Genomic DNA, 19,945 nt, shown 5'->3' with positions numbered 1-19,945 from the left:
GGGGGTTGAAGACTCTCACCGCGTAGACCCCCGGCGTCGTCAGCAGGCTGGCCGGAATCGTGGCATTGATCTGCACCGGGGGGTTGGCGAGTAAGGGGACGGCGGGGATCGGCGTGCAGGTCGCGCCGCAGAAGAGCACCTGCGAGCTCAGCACGAAGCTCGAGCCGATCGCGACGACCTCGGTATCCCCGGCGCCGGCCTCCGCGTTGTTGGGCGTCAGCGTGCTCAGCACGGGCACGGGGTTCACGATGAGGAAGGCCAGGCTGTTGGAGGCGACGCCGTCGGGGTTCACGATCGAAACCGGGGCCACCGCGCCCTGGGCGACGAGGATCGCGGGTACCGTCGCGTGAGCCTTGGTCGAGCTGTCGACGACGGTGGTGGCGGCCGGGCACTCGGCGGGATGGGACGGCGAGAGCGGGCAGCCGTTGAACGTGATCACCGCATCCGGCCGGAAGTTGCTCCCGCTCACGGTCAGGACCCAGTCCTGGAAGTCCGCCGTGCGGGTGGAGGGCGTGAGGCCGGTCAGGATGGGCGGCAGGAAGCGGCTGACGACGAACGGCAGGCGGTTCGACGTCTCCGACGGCGTCTTCACCGACACGTCGATCGTCCCGGCGCTCGTGAGGCGGCTCGCCGGAACGGTCACCGTGATGCTGAGTGGACTGATCGCCGATGGGACCAGGGCCGGGGACGGTCCAAAATTCACCACCGAGCCGGCGACGAAGCCGGTGCCGCTCAGGATCAGCGTCAGGGGGCCCGATCCCATCAAGGCCCCTGTCGGGTCGAGGGCGTCGAGCTTGAGGACGTTACAGGGGACCCTCAGGACCGAGATGGTATCGTCCTTCGTGTTGGTGACGACGGCCCGGCACGAGGCCGGATCCACCGCGACGCCGCGCGGCCGCTTCCCGACGTCGGCCTTGGCGAAGACGCTCCGATCGAAGAGGTCCAGGGCGAACACGTCGTCCTTGTCGCTGGTGACGAGCGCGAAGTCGTTCCCCGAGCTGACCGCGATGCCGAAGGGCTTCTTCCCGACCGGCACGATCGCCTGACTGGTGGGCCGACTGGCGCCGTCGAGGGCCAGCACGCTGACGCTGTCGTCGCCCGTGTTGGCCACCGCCAGGGAGTTGGTCGTCGTGTCGTAGTCGATGCCGGTCGGCTTGAGGTGCTTGCGCTGGAAGTTCGCCCGATCCAGCACGATCACGGAATGGACGGCCGACCCGATGAGGTCGATGAGGGTCGCGGTGTCTTCCAGCTGATTCGTGACGGCGGCCATGCCCGTCGCCGGGTTCACGGCCACGCCGGACGGATGCCGGCCGACCGGCAGCGTGGCCACCACCGAGCCCGAGGCCAGATCCACGACCGACACGGTGTTGGTGTGCTGGTTGGCGACCACGGCACGGTTCTGGCCCGGGTGCACGGCGACCGCCACCGGGCGGCGGCCGACGGGAATGGTCCGCACGGTGGGCGGAATCGCCGTCAGGCTGAACACCGAGATCGAGTGGGAGGAGGCGTTCGCCACCACCGCTTCGTGCGTGTCGGGGTTCACCGCGACGGCCACCGGGTGCAGCCCCACCGGCACGTCGCGAACGATGCCCGAGCCGAGGTCGATGATGGAGGCCGACCGGCCGTTCTGGTTGGCGGTGACCGCCACCGAGAGACCGGGGTCGATCGCCACGCCGCTCGGATGACGCCCCACCTTCACCGTCTGCGTCACCTGGATCTGGGACAGGGCCGCCTGGGCGCCGGGAGACCCGGCGAGCAGAAGGCCGGCCGCGATCCCGAGCGCGATGACCATCCACTTCATGGCCCGACTACCCTCCCAGGGCGGCGCACCCGCCGCGTCCATGCCCTGACGAGGCCGACCCTTCTCTTCCACCACGAGTCGAGGCGTGTGACCCGCCCCTCCCGTTCCACGGCGACGACCCGCCCCAGCAGGTCGGCGGGGCGCGCCACCTCGAGCGGTTCTTCGGAGTTGTCCCCGCCGAGCACGAGCCGGGTCTCACCGCTCGGATCGCGCCGCCGCCCGAGGAGGCGATGGACCCGCAGGCCGTCCGGGGACGCGTACTGCACGATGTCCCCGATGCGAAGCGCTCGCGAGCTGACCGGCGCGACGAGAACCCGCTCGCCGTCCCGAATCGCGGGGACCATGCAGAATCCCCGGGGTCGCCACCAGACAGAGTTGCCCCGGCGCAGCGCTTCCTCGACGATGAGCCGCACGAGACTCCCGACCAAGGGCGGTCCTGGCACGGCGGAAACTCGTCAGCCGCTAGCCAGGGCTCTTGATAGCCCCCACTGGATGCAAGACCCGTACACGATAGAGGCAAAGACGCAAACGCCTGCGAATCAAAGCCTTTTGTTTCGATACTCCGGGCGGCGATCGGCCAGCTTCTGACCACGGGATTTCCCGGAGCCCAGTCGAAATCGCTCGACTCCACGCGCCCTTGGATCTCGTCGTCGTCACCGCGACCGTCGTGGCGAGGAAATCGCCAGTGGTGAGAAGTTCGCCGTCCGGCTCGTCGACTCAAGCCGCAAATCGGCTCACCAGATCGACGAGCGAGGCATCGGGGACGAAGGCGAGGCGATAGCAGGGCAGGCGTGCCCCGATCTCGGCGATCGTGTCGAGGAGGAGGGCCATCCCGTCGCGATCCCAGACCGGGAGGCGGCAGCGCGGAAGGATCGCCCGGCTGACGCCGGCGGCGGACAGCGGCGTCGCCCGGGTGGCCCGCGCCTGATCGAGGGTAAAGAGGGCCGCGACCGGGGCGGACCGGGCCGAGACGACACCGAGGTCCCCGGGCCAGGGCGTGCCGTGGAGCCTCACCCGGTCTCCGTCGAGACGGAGGATCACCCGCTCATCGCCGACGATGTCGAAGCCCGCCTCTCGCAGCAGGCGCGCGATCGTCGTCTTTCCGGCCCCGGAGCGCCCGGCGAACACGAATCCCCGGCCATTCCGGATGGCGCCGGCCGCGTGGACCACGATCCCGCCCCGATGGGCGAGGGCGCCGACCAGCAGGACCACCTCGAGGGGAAACTCCAGGGGGTCCCGCCCGAGCCCCGAGTGGACGGCGTCGACGCGGACGAAGAGATCTCCGGCACCCCAGCGCCGATCCAGGCGCGCGACCCGGGCCGGAGTTGCCCGCCGGCTGGGTCCCTTCACGGCGAGGAGGAAGCCGTCCGGGATTTCCCGGATCGCCCAGAGGTAGTTCCCCCGGTAGCGCAGGCGGCTCCACCCGAGAGGAGGCAGGGATCCGTAGCGCAGGCTCAGAGTGAGCCCGGGCGCGGTATCGGGGTCGCTCAGGAACTCCCGGTGGATGGCATCGGGGGTCCAGGGGGGGACTGGGGTGTCGGACGCGAGCCTGATGGGCAGTCCCCCGATCGCGAGGGTGGCGCGACGCGCGCCGTCCACGGCTACGAGGTCGTGTCGTTCTTGCAGCCCTTCGCCGCGCAGCCGCCGGAGGCCGCCCCCTTGACGACGGTCTGGGGGGCGAGGGTCTTGCACACGGCCAGCGCGACCTCCTCTTCGACCAGATCCACACGGGTGAGGTCGGGCTTGACGTAGGTCTTCCGCGACGGGGTAGCGTCAGGCATAGGTGGGCTCCTTCGGCGTGATCGTGAGCAGCGCGGGGGCCTCGAAGACCTCCGCCCGGCGGTGGTTGAGCTCGCACAGGTAGTCGTTGGGGTGCTCGAACTCGCCGTGCTCCAGGACCGACCAGCCCGGGCAGTTGTCGCAGGCACTGGCGATCGAGCACGTGTGGCACCGCGACGATTTCTCCCGCTTGCGGTACACAACAGACGGGAAGTATTCCTCCCAGCCCTGCCGGAACGAGCCCTGCCGCAGGTCGTAGGTGTGGCTCGGGACCATCATGCAGGTGGAGAGCTGGCCGTAGGGATCGATGTGGAAGCTGTTCATCCCCGCTCCACACGTGAAGACGTAGGAGCTCTTGACGGGTCCCGCGTTCTGATAGAAATTCCGCAGCCCGTCCCCGGTGTCCTGATCGAGGGTCCGGTCCAGCTCGACGATCTTCTCGGGCGGCACCCGGTGCCGGGCGGGGGCGAAGCCGGCGCGGCCTTCGACCTTCCGGTAGTTGAGGTTGGGGTCGTAGCTGAACTCGCGGAGGCCGAGCTCCCGCTGGACGAATCGGCGGATCGCCAGGTACTCGTCGTAGTTCTCGGTGGTGACGACGCTCTTCAGCCGGAGGTTGAGCTTCCGGTCCAGCAGGAGGCGGATGCCGCGCAGGCACCGCTCCAGGGCCGGCACTCCGGTCACCGCCGCGTAGGTCTTCGGCGTGATCCCGTAGAGCGAGATCTCGATGCGCCGGGGCGGCCACTCGGCGAGAAAGTCCGCGACCCGCTCGGTGATGGTCGTGCCGTTGGTGAAAACGGTGAGCATCAGCCCGGCACGCTTCATGTAGGTGTAGATCTCGAAGAAGTCGGGGCGGATGAACACCTCACCCCCGGTGAGGAGCAGCCACAGGCATCCTGCCTCCACGACCTCGTCGGTGATCCGGCGGATCTCCTCGACCGTCAGCTCGCGCGTCCGGGCGGCCCGGTCGGCGGCGGGGAGATTCACCCAGCAGTGCCCGCACTGCAAGTTGCACCGGAATGTCAGCTCCCAGCTCCCGGCCAGCGGGATGCGGGCCCGCGCGTTGCCGCGCTGGATCCGGTCCGTCAGCTCGCCGTAGCTGATGGTGGGCAGGGCGGGCGCCGTCATGGCGCGCTCATCCTCACGGCCCCGATCTCGGCGAGCCGCCGAAGGAGGTCTTCCAGATCCGCCTCGGCGGTCTCCGGGCTGACGTCGAACTCGCCGACGATCAGGTCGCGGATCTCGCGGCCGGTGCGGCGGCCATCGAGCCATTCCCAGACGCGGGCGGCCACCGCGTTCAGGGCGTAGACGGACTCCAGGTCTCCCATGTTCCGGCGGATGGGCAGGAGGAGCACCTCGTCGGCGATCCGGCGGAAGACGAAGTCGGGATCCTTCGAGTAGCGGCCGTCCAGGGCCCCGCGAACGCTGGTCCCCATGATGGTGAGTACTTCAGTTTAGGAAACGGCCGGCACGGCGTCAAGACGCTTATGGATCACGCGAAGTGCGCCGCCCCCGCCGCTCGAGGATGGTCACCATCAGCAGGATCACGATGGCCTGGAGGAGGAGCAGCCAGGTGGAAAACGGCGAGGCCATGAGGAGGACGGCGGCGCTCACGCCGAGCACCGCGTTCATGCCGAAGATGAACAGGACGGCGTACTCCGGCCGGCCCAGCACCGCTTCCAGACGGTGGTGCAGATGATCGCGGCCCACGTACTCGATCCACTCCGCGAAGCTCCGCACGCGGCCCGTGAGCACGCGGTCGGCGGTGATGTAGATCATGTCGTAGATGAACACGCCGAAGATGAGGAGCGGCGCGGCCAGGTCCACGACGTGGTTTTCCGCCCACTCGCCCAGCACCGCCAGCGAGGCCAGGATGAACCCGAGGAAGTTGCTGCCGGCATCGCCCAGGAAGATCGTGGCCCGCTGCCCCGGGCGGAAGTTGTAGGGCAGGAAGCCGAGCGTGCTCCCCAGGAGGGCGGCCGAGACCCAGCCCAGGAAGACCTGATGGCTCTGGTAGGCGATCACGCCCAGGAAGAAGGCGGTGATGGCGGCCAGGCCGGCCGCCAGCCCATCCATTCCATCGAAGAAGTTCATGGCGCTGGTGATGCCGACCACCCAGAGCACCGTCAGGAGGACGTTCAGCGCCTGGCCCCAGACGGTTCGGGTGGGGAAGAGCGTCAGCGAGATCCCGAAATACACCACGACCAGCGTGGCCAGCACGATGACGGCCAGCTTCAGCGCGGCCGGGAGCGGCCACACGTCGTCGAAGAGGCTGACGGCCATCACCGCGCTTCCGGCCAGGAGCAACGCCGCCACCGCCGGCGAGAGGATCGAGTTCGCCAGCAGGCTGACGATGAACGCGGTGTAGATGGCCAACCCGCCCAGCAGCGGGATCGGCTCCCCGTGGAGCTTCCGGCGGTCGGGGACGTCCAGGATCCCGCGCTGCCGGGCGAAGGCCCGGATCGGTCTCACCAGGAGGAAGGAGAGGAGGAGCGAGAAGAGGAGGATGAAGAGCCAGCGCCCCCCTCGCTCCGCGAACCACCGATGCAGGGGAAAGAGGAACAGGAGGAGTGTGGCGACGAGGGCGGAGAGGTAGAGGACCCAGCCCGGGCCGGCCCGCGCCCGCTTGGAACGAGCGAGGATGGTCACGCGAACACCTGGCGGGCCGCGTCCACGACGCGGCATGCTTCGTCGTCGGTGAGCGCCGGATAGAGCGGAAGCGACACCGCCCGGGCCCAGGCCTCCTCCGCCCCCGGGAAGCCCTCGGCACCCACGTAGCGATGCAAGGGGCGGAACACGGGCCGCCGGGCCTCCACGCCGAGGGCCATGAGGCCGGCGAGATAGCGGTCGGCCGGCTCCCGCCCCTTGACGACATACCGGTAGTAGACCGACCCGCGGTCCGGCCGGACGGGCGGGTGCTCGAGCGGAAGGTGGGCCAGCCGATCCCGGTAGAGCGCGGCCAGGGCCTGCCGGCGCCCGAGGAAGGCCGGAAACCGGGCGAGCTGCGCGAGGCCCAGCGCGGCCTGGAGGTCGGTCATCTTGTAGTTGAACCGCGGGCGATCCTCCGCCTTCTGATCGTACTCGCGGAGATCCCGGGCCGCGGCCAGGATCCGCGCGTCCCGGGCGACCAGCATGCCGCCCTCTCCTGTGGTCAGGAGCTTGGTCGCGTAGAAGGACAGGACGGCCGCCGCCCCGACACTGCCCACGGGCCGATCGCGATCCCGCGCGCCGAAGGCCTGGGCGACGTCCTCGATCACGGGCACCCCCAGCGCGCTCAGCGCGTCGAGGTCGGCGGGAAGCCCGAACGAGTGGACGACGACCAGCGCTCGCGTCCGCGGGGTGCAGGCCTTTCGGGCCGCCTCGGGGTCGACGTTGAAGGTCGCCGGGTCGCAGTCGACGAGGCGCGGCACGGCGCGGGCCGCGCGAACGGCGTGGAGCAGGGCCGCGCACGCATAGGTGGGCAGGAGAACCTCGTCCCCTTCGCCCACGTCCAGGGCGAGCAGGGCCAGGTGAAGCGCCGCCGTTCCCGAGCTGGTGGCGACCCCGCCGGAGACCCCCAGGGCGGAGGCGATCTCGCGCTCGAACGCGGCCACCCGCGGTCCCTGAGCGATGAAACCCGAGGCGACGACGTCGGCCAGCGCCTCCTGGTCGGCGCCGGCGAGCGTCGGCCGGGAATGGGGGATGGGACGGCCGGGGAACCGATCAGTCAACGTTGATGAAGAGCCGCAGGGGCACGAAGCCCTCCGCGTTCCGCACTCGGCCCTGGATGCCGCGGAAATGGGCCGCGGCCTGCGCCAGATCGAGGATGTCCAGGTGCTCGACGCCCGTCTTCGCCACCTGGGAGGCATGGGCGCGCAGGGCGGCGAGCTTCCGCTCCATCACGGAGTTGATGTCCACGAACACGGAGGGGGTGAAGTTGGCGGTCGTCGGCCCCTCGTAGAAGAGCACGTTTCGCGTGTAGCGCGAGGCGGTGACCGCCGAGGTGGAGAGGTGCCGGTGATCCTGATGCGTGTCGTCGCCGAACGGCATGAGGATCAGGTCCGGCTGGATGCGATGCAGGACCCCTTCCACCTTCTGGATGAGGTCCCGGTCGAGCGGGACCTCGGTGTCCTGGTAGCCGCCCCAGAAGAGCTGCTGGCTGCCAAGGAGCCTGGCCGCCTCCTCCTGCTCCCGCCGGCGCTCGGCGGCGTCGCCGCCGCGCCCGCCGTCGGTCAGCACCAGGAGGTGGATGTCGTGGCCCTTGAGGGCGTACTTGATCAGGGTGCCGCCGCACCCGAATTCGATGTCATCCGGATGCGCCCCGATGGCCAGGATGTTCACGGTCCTCCCTCCCTGGAGAGCCCGCGCTCCCGAACCTTCCAGTAGAGCAGGAGGCCGCCCGAGAGGAAGGGAGCGCCGGACAAGTAGGCTCCGAGCTGGACCCGTCCCGGCTGGCCCAGGACGGGGAGACGCTTGAGCCGGTACGGGTCGTCACCCGGCCTGACGCCGCCGAGGTCGACGGTGAACGCCACCTCGAAGCCGGCCCGCTCGACGATGCCGGCGACCCGTGCGTCCGCGTCGCCGTAGGGATAGGCGAAGGCGCTCACCGGCTCGCCGAGGAGGTCCTCGAGCCTCTGCTTCGAGGCGACGACCTCCCGCTCGACGGCCTCCGCCGGCAGCGCGGTCAGGCTCGGGTGGGTGTGGGTGTGGCAGCCCACCGCGTGGCCAGCCCCGACCAGCGCGACGAGGTCGGCTCGGCGGATGGCGGGCACCCCGGCGCTCTCGTCGTCCAGGTAGCACGTCACCGGGAAGAACGTGGCCGGGAGCGCGAGCGATCCGAGGACCGGAACCGCGTGCTCGAGCTGATCGCGGTAGCCGCCGTCGAAGGTCAGCAGGACGGCCGGCGTGGACACCGGTTTCCCCCGGCGAAGCCAGTCCGTGAACTGCCCGAGCGACAGGGCGGTGTAGCCCCGCGCCGCCACCTCGGCCATCTGGGCGGCGAAGTGCGCGCGGGTTCGCACGGAGTGGTAGCAGAGGACGAGCACGCCACGCCCGTCGAAGGACACCGGCAGCTCGCCCAGAGCCCGGGCCATCCCCATCAGGTGGCGCCCTCCTCCCGGCCCCGCCGGAGCACGTCCAGGCTCTCGGCGCCGCAGTTGAAGAGGAGGTCCACGACCGAGAGGTCCGGCTCGAATGCGGCGAACCGCTGAGGGTAGGGCGGGGTCCGGAACGCCTGAAAGACCACCTGCACCCCCGCCTGCTGGAAGCGACCGAGATCGAGGTAGCTCTGGCCGCCCGGGCCGGACAGATAGACATCGGCCCCCACCGCCCGGCAGATGGCGATGAGACGGTCGGAGGCGGCCGTCTCGCTCGGCGGGCTCGGCAGGGCCAGGCTGGACGCCAGCAGCAGCTTCGTGTGAATCCCCAGGGCCCCCGCCAGATGGACGACGGTGGCCAGCGAGAGGTCCTGAAGCCGCCGCCACTCCCGATCGTAGAGATCGTCGAAGAAGGCCCGGTGGGCCTCGAAGCACGGCGCGCCGGCATAGTTCGCGATCAACGCCTGGCGGTGCTTCCGCGCCCACGGCGCCGAGTTGTCGATCTCGACCTCCGAGATGCGCTGGGGGAATCGATGCCGGACGGGCACCGTGAGCCACTGCCAGCCGGATGCCGTCTTGATGCGGTTCCGGTTCTGCCACTCGTTCTTCTTGAACTGCACGTCGTCGAGGATGACGAAGCTGTCGGCCTGATCCATCTTGTCGAAGTAGCCGACCCAGGGGAGGTACTGGGGCTGGTGGATGGCCACCTTCACGGGGCCCTCCGGACGAATACCGGATTCGACAGGAGCCAGTGCGGCTGGGTCGCCTCCAGGCGGACGAACTCGCGGGCGCCCGGGGCCGGCGGCTCCCCCGGCACGACCGCCTCGAAGGGCGTCGTCCCCTGGACCTCGGCCACCACCCGCCCGTCCCGGATGAGCCGGGCGCTCACCGGCACCGCGCGACCGTCGCTGGCCGAGAGCCGCAGGCGTACCAGGATCCGCTCGGGGCCGGTCGCGGCGAGCTCCCCGCCCATGGGCGCCCACCCGGTCGATCCCTCCTGGCCGATCGAGAGGTCGTCGAGGCGGAGCTGGAAGTCCGATCGCGGTCTCACGGCGTAGAAGCGCCCGTCCCGGAGCGACCGCAAGACCGCCGGGCGGGAGCGCTCGGGGACCCACAGGATCGTGAGCGCCTCGTCGAGCGGTTTCGGCGGGCCGTGGTACCCGAGCTCCCCGATTCCCCACGCCGGCCGTGACCGCCGTCCCCGGGCGTACTCCCCCAGCAGCCGGTCCCACTGCCGGCCGGGCTCGGTGACGGTCGTGGTGTCCGGGTAGATCGCGCCGAACCCCGTGTATCCGTGGCTCTGAAGCAGGGCGTCGGGGTATGGATCGGTCCGGATGGTCACGGTGCCGAGGCGGCCGACGCTCTCCTGGCTCAGATCCCGCGCCTCCGGGAACGACCAGAAGGCCATGCCCCCTCGGGACTCGGCCGCGTCGATGACGGCCTGATACGGCGCCACTCCCAGGTTGCCTCGGTAGGGGTTGAGCGCGGGAGAGGCGACGGCGTCCGCTGCCAGGAGCCCGCCGACCGCGAGCGCCATCCAGCCGGGGGCGCGGTATCGCTTCTGGACCCTGACGGTGAAGTGCGTGAGCCGGACGGCGCGCTCGCGCCGCCTCCGGAGCAGGCCGACGCCGCCGATCATCGCGACCAGTCCGAGGGCGAGCTTGAGGAAGCCCTCGACGCCGGGAGCGGACGATCGGCTGCTGCCGATGACGGGGAGGCGCTCGTAGTCTTCGGGTCGGGACAGCCCGACGATCAGGAGATTCTTCTGGCCCTCCCACATGGTGAGGTCCCGCGTGAAGAGCGACCCGGTCCAGTAGTAGTACGGCACCACCTCGACGCCGGGGACGAGGATGACGTCCGGGAAGCGAGCCTGGGCCGCGTCGAGGGCGCGCAGGTACGCCTCGACGCCGGTCTGGGCGAGCGACGGGCGCTCCACGACACGGCGCACCACGCCGCGCAGCGGGAACAGGCCGTATTCGAAGCGGAGGAGGAGGTTCTCGGTCAGGATCAGCGCGCCGATCCGCTTTCGCTGGGCTTCCCGGATGAGCTCCTCCAGGGAGAGCTCGCCCGTCGAGAAGGAGGAGGTGTGGACGTGGAAGGCCGCGCTGACCTGGATCGGCGCGCCCTCGGCGACGCACCCGAGCAGCACCAGCGGCAGGACGAGCCGCCAGAAGACCGTCACCGCCCGCCGCCCGTCGCCGGGATCAGCTCCCGGTAGAGCGCCTCGATCTTCCCGAGCATGGCGTCCACAGTGAAGCAACGCGCCCGCTCGCGCCCGGCGCGCCCGAGCCGGTCCCGGACCGTCGCGTCCCGGAGCAGCGCCTCGATCCCGCCGGCCAGCGCATGCCCGCTGGCCGGCTCGACCAGGAGCCCGGCCTCGCCCCCATCCAGCACCTCCGGGATCCCGCCGGCCCGGGAGGCGACCACCGGGACGCCGGCCGCCATCGCCTCGACCAGCGCGCGGCCCATCCCCTCGTTGAGGGACGGGAAGACGAAGAGGTCGAAGCCGCCGAGCAGCCACGGGACGTCGTCGCGCCACCCGAGGAAGCGGACCCGGTCGCCGAACCCGCTCCGCCGGGCGCGGCCGGTGAGCTCCGGCAAGAGCTCCCCGTCGCCGACCAGCGCGAGATGGAGGTCGGGAAAGCGCGGCGCGAGGCCGGCGAAGGCGTCCAGGAGGTAGCGATGCCCCTTGACGGGCTCGAGGCGTCCGACGGTGCCGATGAGGCAGGCCGACCGCGGCAGATCCAGGGAGGCCTTGATCGCGGCGGCGTCCTCCGATGGCTTCTCGAACGGAGTCAGATCGATTCCGCTCGGGATGGTCACGAACTGGGCGGGGCGGCCGATTCCGAGCGCGAGGTGGTCCCGCGCCTCCTGGTCCGTGAGCCCGACGATCCGATGCGTGAAGCGGGCGGCCCACCGCTCCAGCCAGACGAACACGCGCGTCGTCGCCCGCCCGGCGTACCCGCCGAAGACGTGGCCATGCGGGGTGTGGACGAGGCGGGGCACGCCGGCCAGCCGGGCCGCCACCCGACCCAGGATCCCGGCCTTGGAGCTGTGCGTGTGCACGAGGTCGAAGCGCCCGCGCCGGATCAGCCGGTAGAGCGTGACCAGCGCCGCCCCGTCCCGCCAGAGGGACGGGGACCGCACCAGCTCCGGGATCTCCACCATCTCGATCTTGCCCCGGAGCTCTCCCGCCAGCGCCGGCCACTCGCGGGTCCGGCCGAAGACCAGGCTCTGGCGGAACACCGGCGGGAGGCCGGACACGGTCAGAAGCGTGTTCGTGGCCGACCCTCCGCGGTCGAGCCGCGTGATGACGTGAAGAATCCGTGCTGTCGCTCTCTCCGGCACGGCCGTTCCTCAGCGCTCCTTCGGGGGCTTGGACGTCTGCTCCACGTGCTCCTCCCGCTGAAAGTCCTTCGGCTCGTAGTGCTGGAAGCGATACTGGCTCAGCGTGGTGGCGAAGTCGGAGAACACGGTCACCGACAGGAAGGCCAGCCCCACGAACAGGAGGAGGATCCAGAGCGCGGCCCGGCGGCTGACGGCGGGCAAGCCCAGGCTCCTCCGGACCCGACGCGACCAGCGCCGCCAGCTCATCCCGTCTCATCCCGTCGAGGCCGCTCGGCGTACAGCTCGACGAGCTGGCGAAACGCCGTCTCCAGGCGGGCCACGACGCCCCCCCACGCGTAGTGCGCGGTGGCGTAGGCCCGGCAGGCCTCGGGGCGGGCGCCCGCGGCGCGCCCATCGCCGTCGAGAAAGCGCCGGAGGCCGTCGGCGATGGCCTCGGGCGTGGCGGCGCCGAAGAGCAGGGCCGGATCGAGGGGGCGGAGGATCTCGGGCGTGGCGCCCACCGGCGTTCCCAGGACCGGCGTCCCGCAGGCCAGCGCCTCGACCGTGACGAGCCCGAACCCTTCCAGCTCGCGCGTGGGCAACACGAACGCGTCGGCCGCCTGGTAGTAGAGCGGGAGCTCCGCTTCCGGGATGAACCCCAGGAACCGGACGTGGTCCTTGAGGTCGAGGGCGGCCACGAGCGATTCCAGGTCGTCGCGGAGGGAGCCGGCACCGCCGAGGACCAGCAGGAGATCGGGCACCTGCCGCCGCAGGATCGAGAGCGCGCGGATCAGGGAGTCCAGGCCCATGCGCGCTTCGAGGTTCCGGACGGTGAGCAGGAGCGGGACGCCGGCCGGGAGCCCGAGCGCCTCCCGGACGGCCGCGCGATCCGCGGCCGGCCGGAAGCGCTCGGTGTCCACGCCGCCGGGGATCTTCACGATGCGGTCTTCGGGGATCCGGTAGAGCTTCCAGAGCAGCGCGGCCGAGAAGTCGCTGAGCACGCGGATCCGCGTCGCCCGCCGGAGACAGGTCCCTTCGATGAGCCACAGGAGCGCCATGCCCACGCTCCCGGCGACGCCGCCCCGGTGGTGGCGGGTCATTCCCGTTCGGGAGCGGTACTCGAGGGGAGCCGGCGACAGGAAGGTGTAGAGGCTCGGAATCCGTCGACGCGCGGTGGATCGGAGCACGGCGTACCCCGATAGCGGCTGATAGAGGTGCAAGAGGTCGGCGTCGGCTCGGGCCAGCTCAGACGCCGCGACGCGGCCGGCGTCGAGGATCGAGCTGCGCAGGAACCGCAGCATCGAACGGCGATCGGCGTGAAAATGCCGGATCCGGACGCCCTGGCGCGTGAGCGCTTCCGGGACGTCCTCGGCCGGCGACCGACCGACGACGCGGATCTGGTGGCCGGCCCGGGACAGGCGGGACACTTCCTCCCACAACGCGCGCTCGGCCCCGCCCTCGACCGAGATCGGGGAGGTGTCCGACACGACCAGGATTCGGAGCGGCGCGCTCATCTGGGGCGTGACGAGAGCGTCCAATCGAAAACGACGCCGGCGTCGCCCGCCAAGGTACCGGGCCGAGGCCCGCGGCCCCCCCACCCCGGTAGGACGCAGGGAGGAGGCGGGCCGAGGCGTATGCCGCATACGTTGAGGCCCGCCGACGACCGAGGACGACCCGGGGCGAACGGGACCGTCCCGGGCCGCCTCACGAGAGCGTCCACAGGCCGTTGATGTCCAGATACTGGCGCATCCACAGCTCGGCGACCACGAGCGTCCACAGGCGATCCGCGTGGCCCCGGACGCCGGCCCGGTGCTCCCTCACGAGGTCGTCGACGGCCGCGCAGGCGAACAGACCCCGCGCCCGAACCCGCTCGGGGGCCAGGCAGTCGTCTACCAGGTCTCGCAGGTCGGTCCGGAGCCAGCGGCCGAGCGGGATCATGAAGCCCTGCTTCCGGCGGGACAGGACCGCGCGTGGCAGCACGTCGGCAAAGGCCCGCTTGAGGAGCCCCTTGAGACGGAGCCCCGGAAGCTTCACCGCCGGCGCGATGGCCAGGCTCTGTTCGACGAGCCGATGGTCGCAGAAGGGTGCCCGGAGCTCCAGCGAGTGGGCCATGCTCATCCGGTCGGCCATCACCAGGAGGTCCTCGGGCAGATACGTGCTGAGGTCGACGCGAAAGGCCCCATCCACGGGGTCACCGTGGCCGTGGGCGGCGAACGCGGCGCGCTGGACCGCCTCCACCTCGACCCGCCAGTGCTCGCGGAGAGCGGGCGTGGCCAGGCTCCGGAGGTCCGCCTCGTCGAAGAACCGGGTCCATCCCAGGTACCGATCGGGGAGCGGCCGCCCGGCGCCGGTCACGAAGCGCCGTGCCCAGTCGCCCCAGTTCGGGCTCGCGTCGGTCTCCCGGGCGAGGCGGAGCATCACCGGCTCGGCGCGGGCCTGGAGCCACCGCGGCAGGCGCCGGTACCGCTCGGAGAGCCGGACCCCGAGATAGCGCGGGTATCCGCCGAAGGTCTCGTCGCCCCCGACCCCGGATAGCGCGACCTTGACGTGGTGGGCCGTGGCCTGGGCCACGGCGAAGGTGGGAACCGCCGACGAGTCGGCGAAGGGCTCGTCGAAGTGCTGCACGATCGCCGGCAGGAGGTCCACGACCTTGGGCTCGAGGATCTCCTCGTGGTGGTCGGTCTCGAACCGTCGGGCCACCAGGCGGGCGTACGGGAGCTCGTCGTACGACGGCGCCGCCGCGCCGAAGCCCACCGAGAACGTGGTGATCGGCCGGCCGGTGACCTCCCGCATGCTCGCCACCACGGCGCTCGAATCGATCCCCCCGCTGAGGAACACGCCGAGCGGGACGTCGCTCTCCAGCCGATCGCGGACGGCTTCGCGCACTCCGTGCCGCACGGCGGCCGCGACGTCGTGCCGCGAAGGGGGGCGCCCCCCCCCGGCCTCACCCTCCGGCAGCGCCCAGTACCGGCGAACGGCCAGACGGCCGTCGGCGAGCGTCGCGGTGTGGGCAGGGGGGAGCTTGGCGATGCCGGCGAAGATCGAGCGGTCACCGGGGGTGTAGCCGAAGGCGAGGTAGTGATGGAACGCGTCCCCGTCGAGGCTCCGCGACACGGCCGGGGCCCGCAAGAGCGCCTTGATCTCCGACGCGAAGAGGAAGAGCCCGTTCCGGTGCCAGTAGTAGAGCGGCTTCTTGCCCAGGCGGTCGCGCCCCAGGAACAGCCGGCGCCGCCGCGAGTCCCAGAGGGCGAAGGCGAACATGCCGCGGAGCGCCTCCACGCAGCGCTCCCCCGTTTCCTCGAAGAGGTGCAGGATCACCTCGGTATCGCTCCGACTCCGGAAGCGGTGACCCCTGGCCTCGAGGCCGGGTCGCAGCTCACGGTGGTTGTAGATCTCCCCGTTGAAGGCGACCCAGAGGGAGCCGTCCTCGTTGGTCATGGGCTGGCCCCCGCCGGCCAGATCGATGATCGCCAGCCGGGTGACGCCGAGGCCGACTCCGGGCTCCTCGTGGGTCCCGGCCCCGTCCGGCCCGCGGTGCTCGAGGGTGCCGAGCATGGCCGCCAGCAGCTCCGGCGGCGCCCCCCCCACGTAGCCCGCGATCCCACACATGGTCAGCGCCACCCTCGAAGCCAGCGCCGGAGGATGAGCCCGAGCATCCTGAGTCCGGTCGACACGGTTCCCCCGAGCGTCCCGGTGATCTTCGAGGAGCCGGTCCGCCCGAGATAGTTCACCGGGATCTCGATCACGCTCAGCCGGCTGGCCAGGGCACAGATGGTCATGTCCACCAGGAAGTGCGATCCGCCCACCGAGAGCCGGTCTTTGATCGTGTCGTAGGCCGACCGGTCCAGCAGGCGCAGCGTGCAGCCGCAGTCGGAAAGGGAAGGGCCGCCGTGGAGGATCTCCAGCAGCTTGGCCACGACGATGTTGCCCGCCCGGAGGAACCACCCCATGTTCGCCTCGCGCCAGATGAGCTCCTTCGTGGTCCGCGTACCCATGACCACGTTGAAGTCCCCGGCATAGGCGAGGAGCTTGAGGACGTCCCGAGCCAGGAATGTGCCGTCAGGCTCGGCCAGGATCAGATAGTCGCCGTCGGCCTCCCGCAGGCCCCGCTGGAGGGCATACCCGTATCCCTGCCGGGGCTCGCTGACCAGCCGAGCGCGGGTGCGACGCACTTCGGCCGCCGTGTCGTCGGTCGAGTTGTTGTCGACCACGACGACCTCGTCGACGTACGGGCAGGACAGGAACTCCTCGACCGCCTTGAAGATGCTCGGGCCCTCGTTATAGGCGGGCAGGATCACGGAGACGCGTTTGCCATCCCACATGCCGTCGCGCGCTCAGGCCCGCGTGGCCACCACGACGTTGTGGGCGCCGAGCGCCCGAATGACCGGCAGCCGCTCGAGCCGCGATTCCATCCGCTGCAGGATCGGCAAGAGCCCTGGGGGCGCGAAATCGGGGATCCAGCCGGCGCGGATCGTGCGAACGCCGCCGGCGCCGGCGGCCCGCAGACCGGTGACGATCTCGCCGAGCGGGACGAGTCGGTAGCCGTCCTGGTCTTGAGGCAGCCGCCGCATGAGAAGCGGCCAGTACGGGTTGATCGGGTTGTGGTCCCACACGAGGATCTGGCCCCCCCGCGGCCGGGCGACCCGGACCATTTCGGCGAGTGTCCGCCGGACGACCTCGGGGACGCTGACGTGATGCAGCGTGGCGACGGTGATGACGAGGTCGAAGCTTCCCGAGCGAAACGGCAGCGCGTCGGACAGCGCTTCGGCCAGCGCGTGACCACCTTCCCCGCGGAAGACCTTCAGCATCCCGGCGGACGCGTCGACGCCGACGACCCGGTAGCCCGTTCGCTCCAGCGATCGGGCGAGGGCCCCGGTGCCGCAGCCCACGTCCAGGATCGAGCCCCGGGCAAGGAGGCGACCGATGAAGGCCAGGCGCTTCTCGCGATAATGGTCGACGACGTGCCGGGGCAGCGTCTCGTCGTAGACATGGGCGACCGAATCGAAGTGGGGCGCGCTCATGGGTCTCGGCTCACGGGGGCGCGGAGCCAGATCGTGTAGGATCCCACGACTCGCTTCCGAAACCGTGCGGCCAGGAGCTGGCTCACCCGAGGGTTGCGCGCCGCGAACTCGGCCTGGAGGCCGGTGTTCGTGGGGATGCCGTACACGAAGGCCTTGGTGTCCGGGCGGGAAAGCACCCGGGTCAGCACCTCTTCCGCCGTCCAGGCTTCGTTCGGCGGATAGGGCGCCGAGCGATCACCCAGGCCGAAGACGAGCTCGGCCGGCGCGAAGACGAAATCCCCGGGCTCCGTGGATTCCTTGAGAAGGGCGATCGTCTCGGCCGTCCCCCGCCCCCCGTACCCGTACCGCGTGAGATAGCCGGCGCGCGCCTGGATGACGTCGAGCGCCGCGCTGTACGCGAACAGGCTGAGGGCGAGAGCCAGGATCAGGGCATCGCTCCGCGGGCGGGCGGCACCCCGGCGGCCGGCGACATAGAAGAGCAGAGGGACCAGGACGAGGACGGCGGCCTGCCCCGCGATGTGCGTCGCGACCGGAGCCAGCGAGGCACCGGCCACGAGGGCCTCCCGGATCTCGTGATAGGTGGACAGGAGTGGATCACCGGCCGCCAGGAGCACGAGGACGGCGAGCGTCATCCCGGCCAGCGCCAGGCCTCCTGACGGACGGGTCCTGGCGAGGACGGCCGAGGCGACCTCGGCGGCCAGGATCGCGACGACCGGCAGCAGCGGATAGTGGTACCGCGGGAAGCTGAAGGTGAGGCCCCCGATGTACAGGTAGGTCGCGAACACGACGATCGAGAACAGCGCCAGAAGGTGCTCTCCCGGCGCGACGACCGCGGCCGGGGCCCTCCGGAAGACTCGGCCGAGCGCGATCGCCCACAGCAGGAGGAGGAAGGGCGAGACCCAGAGCGCGAGCCGGGCGCCGGTGTAACCGACCGAGGCGAGCGCGGTCAGGATGCCGCCGCGCGGCGGCGAATGGAAGGCGCTGCCGACCACGTGCCCGAACGGCGCCAGCAGCGGCAGGCCGTGGCTCCACGCGTAGAGGCTCCAGCTCGAAAGAAACGCGAGGCCGGCGACCGTCAGGACGATGGCCGCTCTCCGGGCGGCCGGGACCGGGCCGTGCCGGACGCCCAGGAGCAGGAGGAGGCACGCGAGGAGACCCAGGGGTGTCGTCAGCTTCACCCAGAACAGCAGCGCGAACACCAGTCCGATCGCGACCAGGCCGGCGAGGCGGTCGATCTCGGTCAGCTTCACTATCGCCAGGAGCGCGAGCAGGGTGGCCGGCGCCAGCACCGTGTTGTCGATGTCGATCAGCAGGGACCCCTGGAGGGCCATCGGGTTGATGGCGAGGATCAGACAGGCCAGCAGCCCGATGCGCTGGCGATCGGGACGGGACTCGAATGCCTGCTGGGCCAGGAGGTACGTCGCGACCAGGGTGAGGACGAAGGACGCCAGGCCGATCAGGCGGGCCTGGGCCGCCCCGGCGCCGGCGCCGGTGAACACCAGCGCCATCAGATGGAGGTAGGTGGGAGGATGCCAGAGCGCGTACTGGGTGCTGGGGCCCTCCTGTCGGATCCGCTCGGGGAACTCGGGGGCGCCGAAGACGGCCAGGCTCTCCCGTCGCTGGGTCTCGAGCTCGCCGTCCCGCGACAGCCTCTCGGCCGCCTGGACGAAGAAGATCTCGTCGGCCATGAGGGGCTCGTGGACGAAGCGCACGGCGTACAGGACATACGCCGCCGCCAGCAGCGAGAGCCCGACCGCGGCGCCGGCGTGCGTCAGCCGCATCGATCGAGCGGCGACCAGGGTCGTCATCGCGCCCCGCCGACTTCCCTCAGGAGAGTCAGGACCCGGTCGGCCGTACGGTCGGGGGAAAACTCCCGGGCCCGGGCCAGGCCCCGCTGGCGGAGCTGCTCCCGGAGGTCGGCCTCCGACAGGACCCGGGCCATCGCCGCAGTCAGCGCCGGCTCGTGCTCGGGATCCACCAGCAGGGCCGCCGCTCCGACCACTTCGGGGATGGCCGCCCGATCGGCGGCGACGACCGGAGCTCCGCACGCCATGGCTTCGAGCGCCGGCAGGCCGAATCCTTCCTCGAGCGACGGCAGGACGAACAGGGCGCACCCCCCGTAGAGCGCGGGCAGATCCGGGTCCGCGATCGGCCCCGGGAAGAGGACGTGAGCGGCGACGCCGAGGGACCGCGCGAGGTGTTCCAGCTCCACCCGGCGCGCTCGATCTCCGCCCGCCAGGACCAGGCGGTGCGTGGCCCGGAGCGGCTCGGGCAGACCGGCGTAGGCGCGCAGCAGGCGGGGAAGGTTCTTGTGCGGCTTGAAGTTGCCCAGGGACAGGATGTAGGGCGAGGTGATGCCGTACCGCAGACGGATCGTGTCGGAGAGCGCCCCCGGGCGGAAGTCGGGGCCGACCCCAACCGGGATCACGGTGACCTTCTCGGGAGCGACCCCGAGCCGATCCACGATCGCCCGCTTTCCGTACCGCGAGTCGGCGATGATGGCCGCCGCCCGGTGGGCGTATAGCCGGGCGGCCGTGCGGAGGGCGGCGTCGTACACGGGACGACGGCGGCCGAGATACTCGATGAAGAAGAGGTCGTGCACGGTCAGCACCACCGGGCAGGGGGCGAACAGCGGCCCCTTGTAGTACGGGGACAGGAAGACCGACACGCGGTCTCGCGCGAGCTGGCGCGGGAGGGTCGCCTGATCCCACCACTGGGTCCACCGACCACTGATCACGCGCAGGGTCACCCCCGGAAGCGTGGCCCGGAGGTCGGTCGCCGGGTCGCCGTAAACCACGCACGGCCAGCCGTCCCGCGAGGCGGCCCGGAGCACCCCCGTCACGTACCGGCCGATCCCCGTGTAGATCCCGGCTCGGAGCTCTCGCCCATCGATCCCGATCCGAAGCGCGCCGGCATCCTGGCAGGATAGCACCCGGGCCTCTCCA

Annotated in this window: 20 protein-coding genes; all 20 read right to left on the bottom strand. The window is 71.0% G+C overall.

Annotated features, from left to right (window positions below):
* Positions 1-1,801, bottom strand: a 1,801-nt coding sequence (locus VGW35_02570; GenBank protein HEV8306527.1) for a YncE family protein, incomplete at its 3' end; no start/stop codon positions are given.
* Complete coding sequence (locus VGW35_02565; protein HEV8306526.1) at positions 1,798-2,244, bottom strand: S24/S26 family peptidase; 447 nt, start codon at positions 2,242-2,244, stop codon at positions 1,798-1,800. The genes VGW35_02565 and VGW35_02570, both read right to left, overlap by 4 nt.
* Positions 2,245-2,518: 274 nt before the next feature.
* Positions 2,519-3,400, bottom strand: a complete 882-nt coding sequence (locus VGW35_02560; GenBank protein HEV8306525.1) for a hypothetical protein — start codon at positions 3,398-3,400, stop codon at positions 2,519-2,521.
* A 2-nt stretch (positions 3,401-3,402) separates the two neighbouring features.
* Positions 3,403-3,582, bottom strand: a complete 180-nt coding sequence (locus VGW35_02555; protein ID HEV8306524.1) for a hypothetical protein — start codon at positions 3,580-3,582, stop codon at positions 3,403-3,405.
* Positions 3,575-4,705, bottom strand: a complete 1,131-nt coding sequence (locus tag VGW35_02550) for a radical SAM protein (GenBank protein HEV8306523.1) — start codon at positions 4,703-4,705, stop codon at positions 3,575-3,577. The genes VGW35_02555 and VGW35_02550 overlap by 8 nt, the downstream gene beginning before the upstream one ends.
* Positions 4,702-5,013 carry a PqqD family protein gene (locus VGW35_02545; GenBank protein HEV8306522.1) on the bottom strand — a complete coding sequence of 104 codons (312 nt, stop codon included), beginning with the start codon at positions 5,011-5,013 and terminating at the stop codon, positions 4,702-4,704. The genes VGW35_02550 and VGW35_02545 overlap by 4 nt, the downstream gene beginning before the upstream one ends.
* 49 nt (positions 5,014-5,062) lie before the next feature.
* Positions 5,063-6,226 carry an MraY family glycosyltransferase gene (locus tag VGW35_02540; protein HEV8306521.1) on the bottom strand — a complete coding sequence of 388 codons (1,164 nt, stop codon included), beginning with the start codon at positions 6,224-6,226 and terminating at the stop codon, positions 5,063-5,065.
* Positions 6,223-7,287: a DegT/DnrJ/EryC1/StrS family aminotransferase gene (locus VGW35_02535; GenBank protein HEV8306520.1), complete on the bottom strand. Its 1,065-nt coding sequence runs from the start codon at positions 7,285-7,287 to the stop codon at positions 6,223-6,225. Before VGW35_02535 ends, VGW35_02540 begins: the two co-directional genes overlap by 4 nt.
* Positions 7,280-7,897: a PIG-L deacetylase family protein gene (locus VGW35_02530; protein ID HEV8306519.1), complete on the bottom strand. Its 618-nt coding sequence runs from the start codon at positions 7,895-7,897 to the stop codon at positions 7,280-7,282. The genes VGW35_02535 and VGW35_02530 overlap by 8 nt, the downstream gene beginning before the upstream one ends.
* Complete coding sequence (locus VGW35_02525) at positions 7,894-8,655, bottom strand: polysaccharide deacetylase family protein (protein ID HEV8306518.1); 762 nt, start codon at positions 8,653-8,655, stop codon at positions 7,894-7,896. The genes VGW35_02530 and VGW35_02525 overlap by 4 nt, the downstream gene beginning before the upstream one ends.
* Positions 8,655-9,365: a WbqC family protein gene (locus VGW35_02520; GenBank protein HEV8306517.1), complete on the bottom strand. Its 711-nt coding sequence runs from the start codon at positions 9,363-9,365 to the stop codon at positions 8,655-8,657. The genes VGW35_02525 and VGW35_02520 overlap by 1 nt, the downstream gene beginning before the upstream one ends.
* Entirely contained in the window at positions 9,362-10,834 is a 1,473-nt protein-coding gene (locus tag VGW35_02515; protein ID HEV8306516.1) for a hypothetical protein, read from the bottom strand. Before VGW35_02515 ends, VGW35_02520 begins: the two co-directional genes overlap by 4 nt.
* Complete coding sequence (locus VGW35_02510; GenBank protein HEV8306515.1) at positions 10,831-12,000, bottom strand: glycosyltransferase family 4 protein; 1,170 nt, start codon at positions 11,998-12,000, stop codon at positions 10,831-10,833. The genes VGW35_02515 and VGW35_02510 overlap by 4 nt, the downstream gene beginning before the upstream one ends.
* A gap of 9 nt (positions 12,001-12,009) precedes the next feature.
* Complete coding sequence (locus VGW35_02505) at positions 12,010-12,246, bottom strand: hypothetical protein (GenBank protein HEV8306514.1); 237 nt, start codon at positions 12,244-12,246, stop codon at positions 12,010-12,012.
* The gene (locus tag VGW35_02500) at positions 12,243-13,493 is read right to left on the bottom strand and encodes a glycosyltransferase family 4 protein (protein ID HEV8306513.1); all 1,251 of its coding nucleotides are present in this window, start codon (positions 13,491-13,493) and stop codon (positions 12,243-12,245) included. Before VGW35_02500 ends, VGW35_02505 begins: the two co-directional genes overlap by 4 nt.
* Positions 13,494-13,683: 190 nt before the next feature.
* Positions 13,684-15,588 (bottom strand): asparagine synthase (glutamine-hydrolyzing), encoded by a 1,905-nt coding sequence (gene asnB, locus VGW35_02495; GenBank protein HEV8306512.1) that lies wholly within the window; start codon positions 15,586-15,588, stop codon positions 13,684-13,686.
* 2 nt (positions 15,589-15,590) lie between these two features.
* Complete coding sequence (locus VGW35_02490) at positions 15,591-16,277, bottom strand: glycosyltransferase family 2 protein (GenBank protein HEV8306511.1); 687 nt, start codon at positions 16,275-16,277, stop codon at positions 15,591-15,593.
* 36 nt (positions 16,278-16,313) lie between these two features.
* Positions 16,314-17,000: a class I SAM-dependent methyltransferase gene (locus tag VGW35_02485; protein HEV8306510.1), complete on the bottom strand. Its 687-nt coding sequence runs from the start codon at positions 16,998-17,000 to the stop codon at positions 16,314-16,316.
* Entirely contained in the window at positions 16,997-18,808 is a 1,812-nt protein-coding gene (locus VGW35_02480) for a glycosyltransferase family 39 protein (GenBank protein HEV8306509.1), read from the bottom strand. The genes VGW35_02485 and VGW35_02480 overlap by 4 nt, the downstream gene beginning before the upstream one ends.
* On the bottom strand, positions 18,805-19,932 hold the full coding sequence (locus VGW35_02475; GenBank protein ID HEV8306508.1) for a glycosyltransferase family 1 protein: 1,128 nt from the start codon (positions 19,930-19,932) through the stop codon (positions 18,805-18,807). The genes VGW35_02480 and VGW35_02475 overlap by 4 nt, the downstream gene beginning before the upstream one ends.
* Positions 19,933-19,945: the final 13 nt, after the last annotated feature.

The sequence above is a fragment of the Candidatus Methylomirabilota bacterium genome, from assembly GCA_036005065.1.
Lineage (GTDB): Bacteria > Methylomirabilota > Methylomirabilia > Rokubacteriales > DASRDR01 > DASYQW01.
The sequence above is the reverse complement of the archived record's forward strand: the minus strand, read 5'-3'. Positions and strand labels throughout refer to the sequence as shown.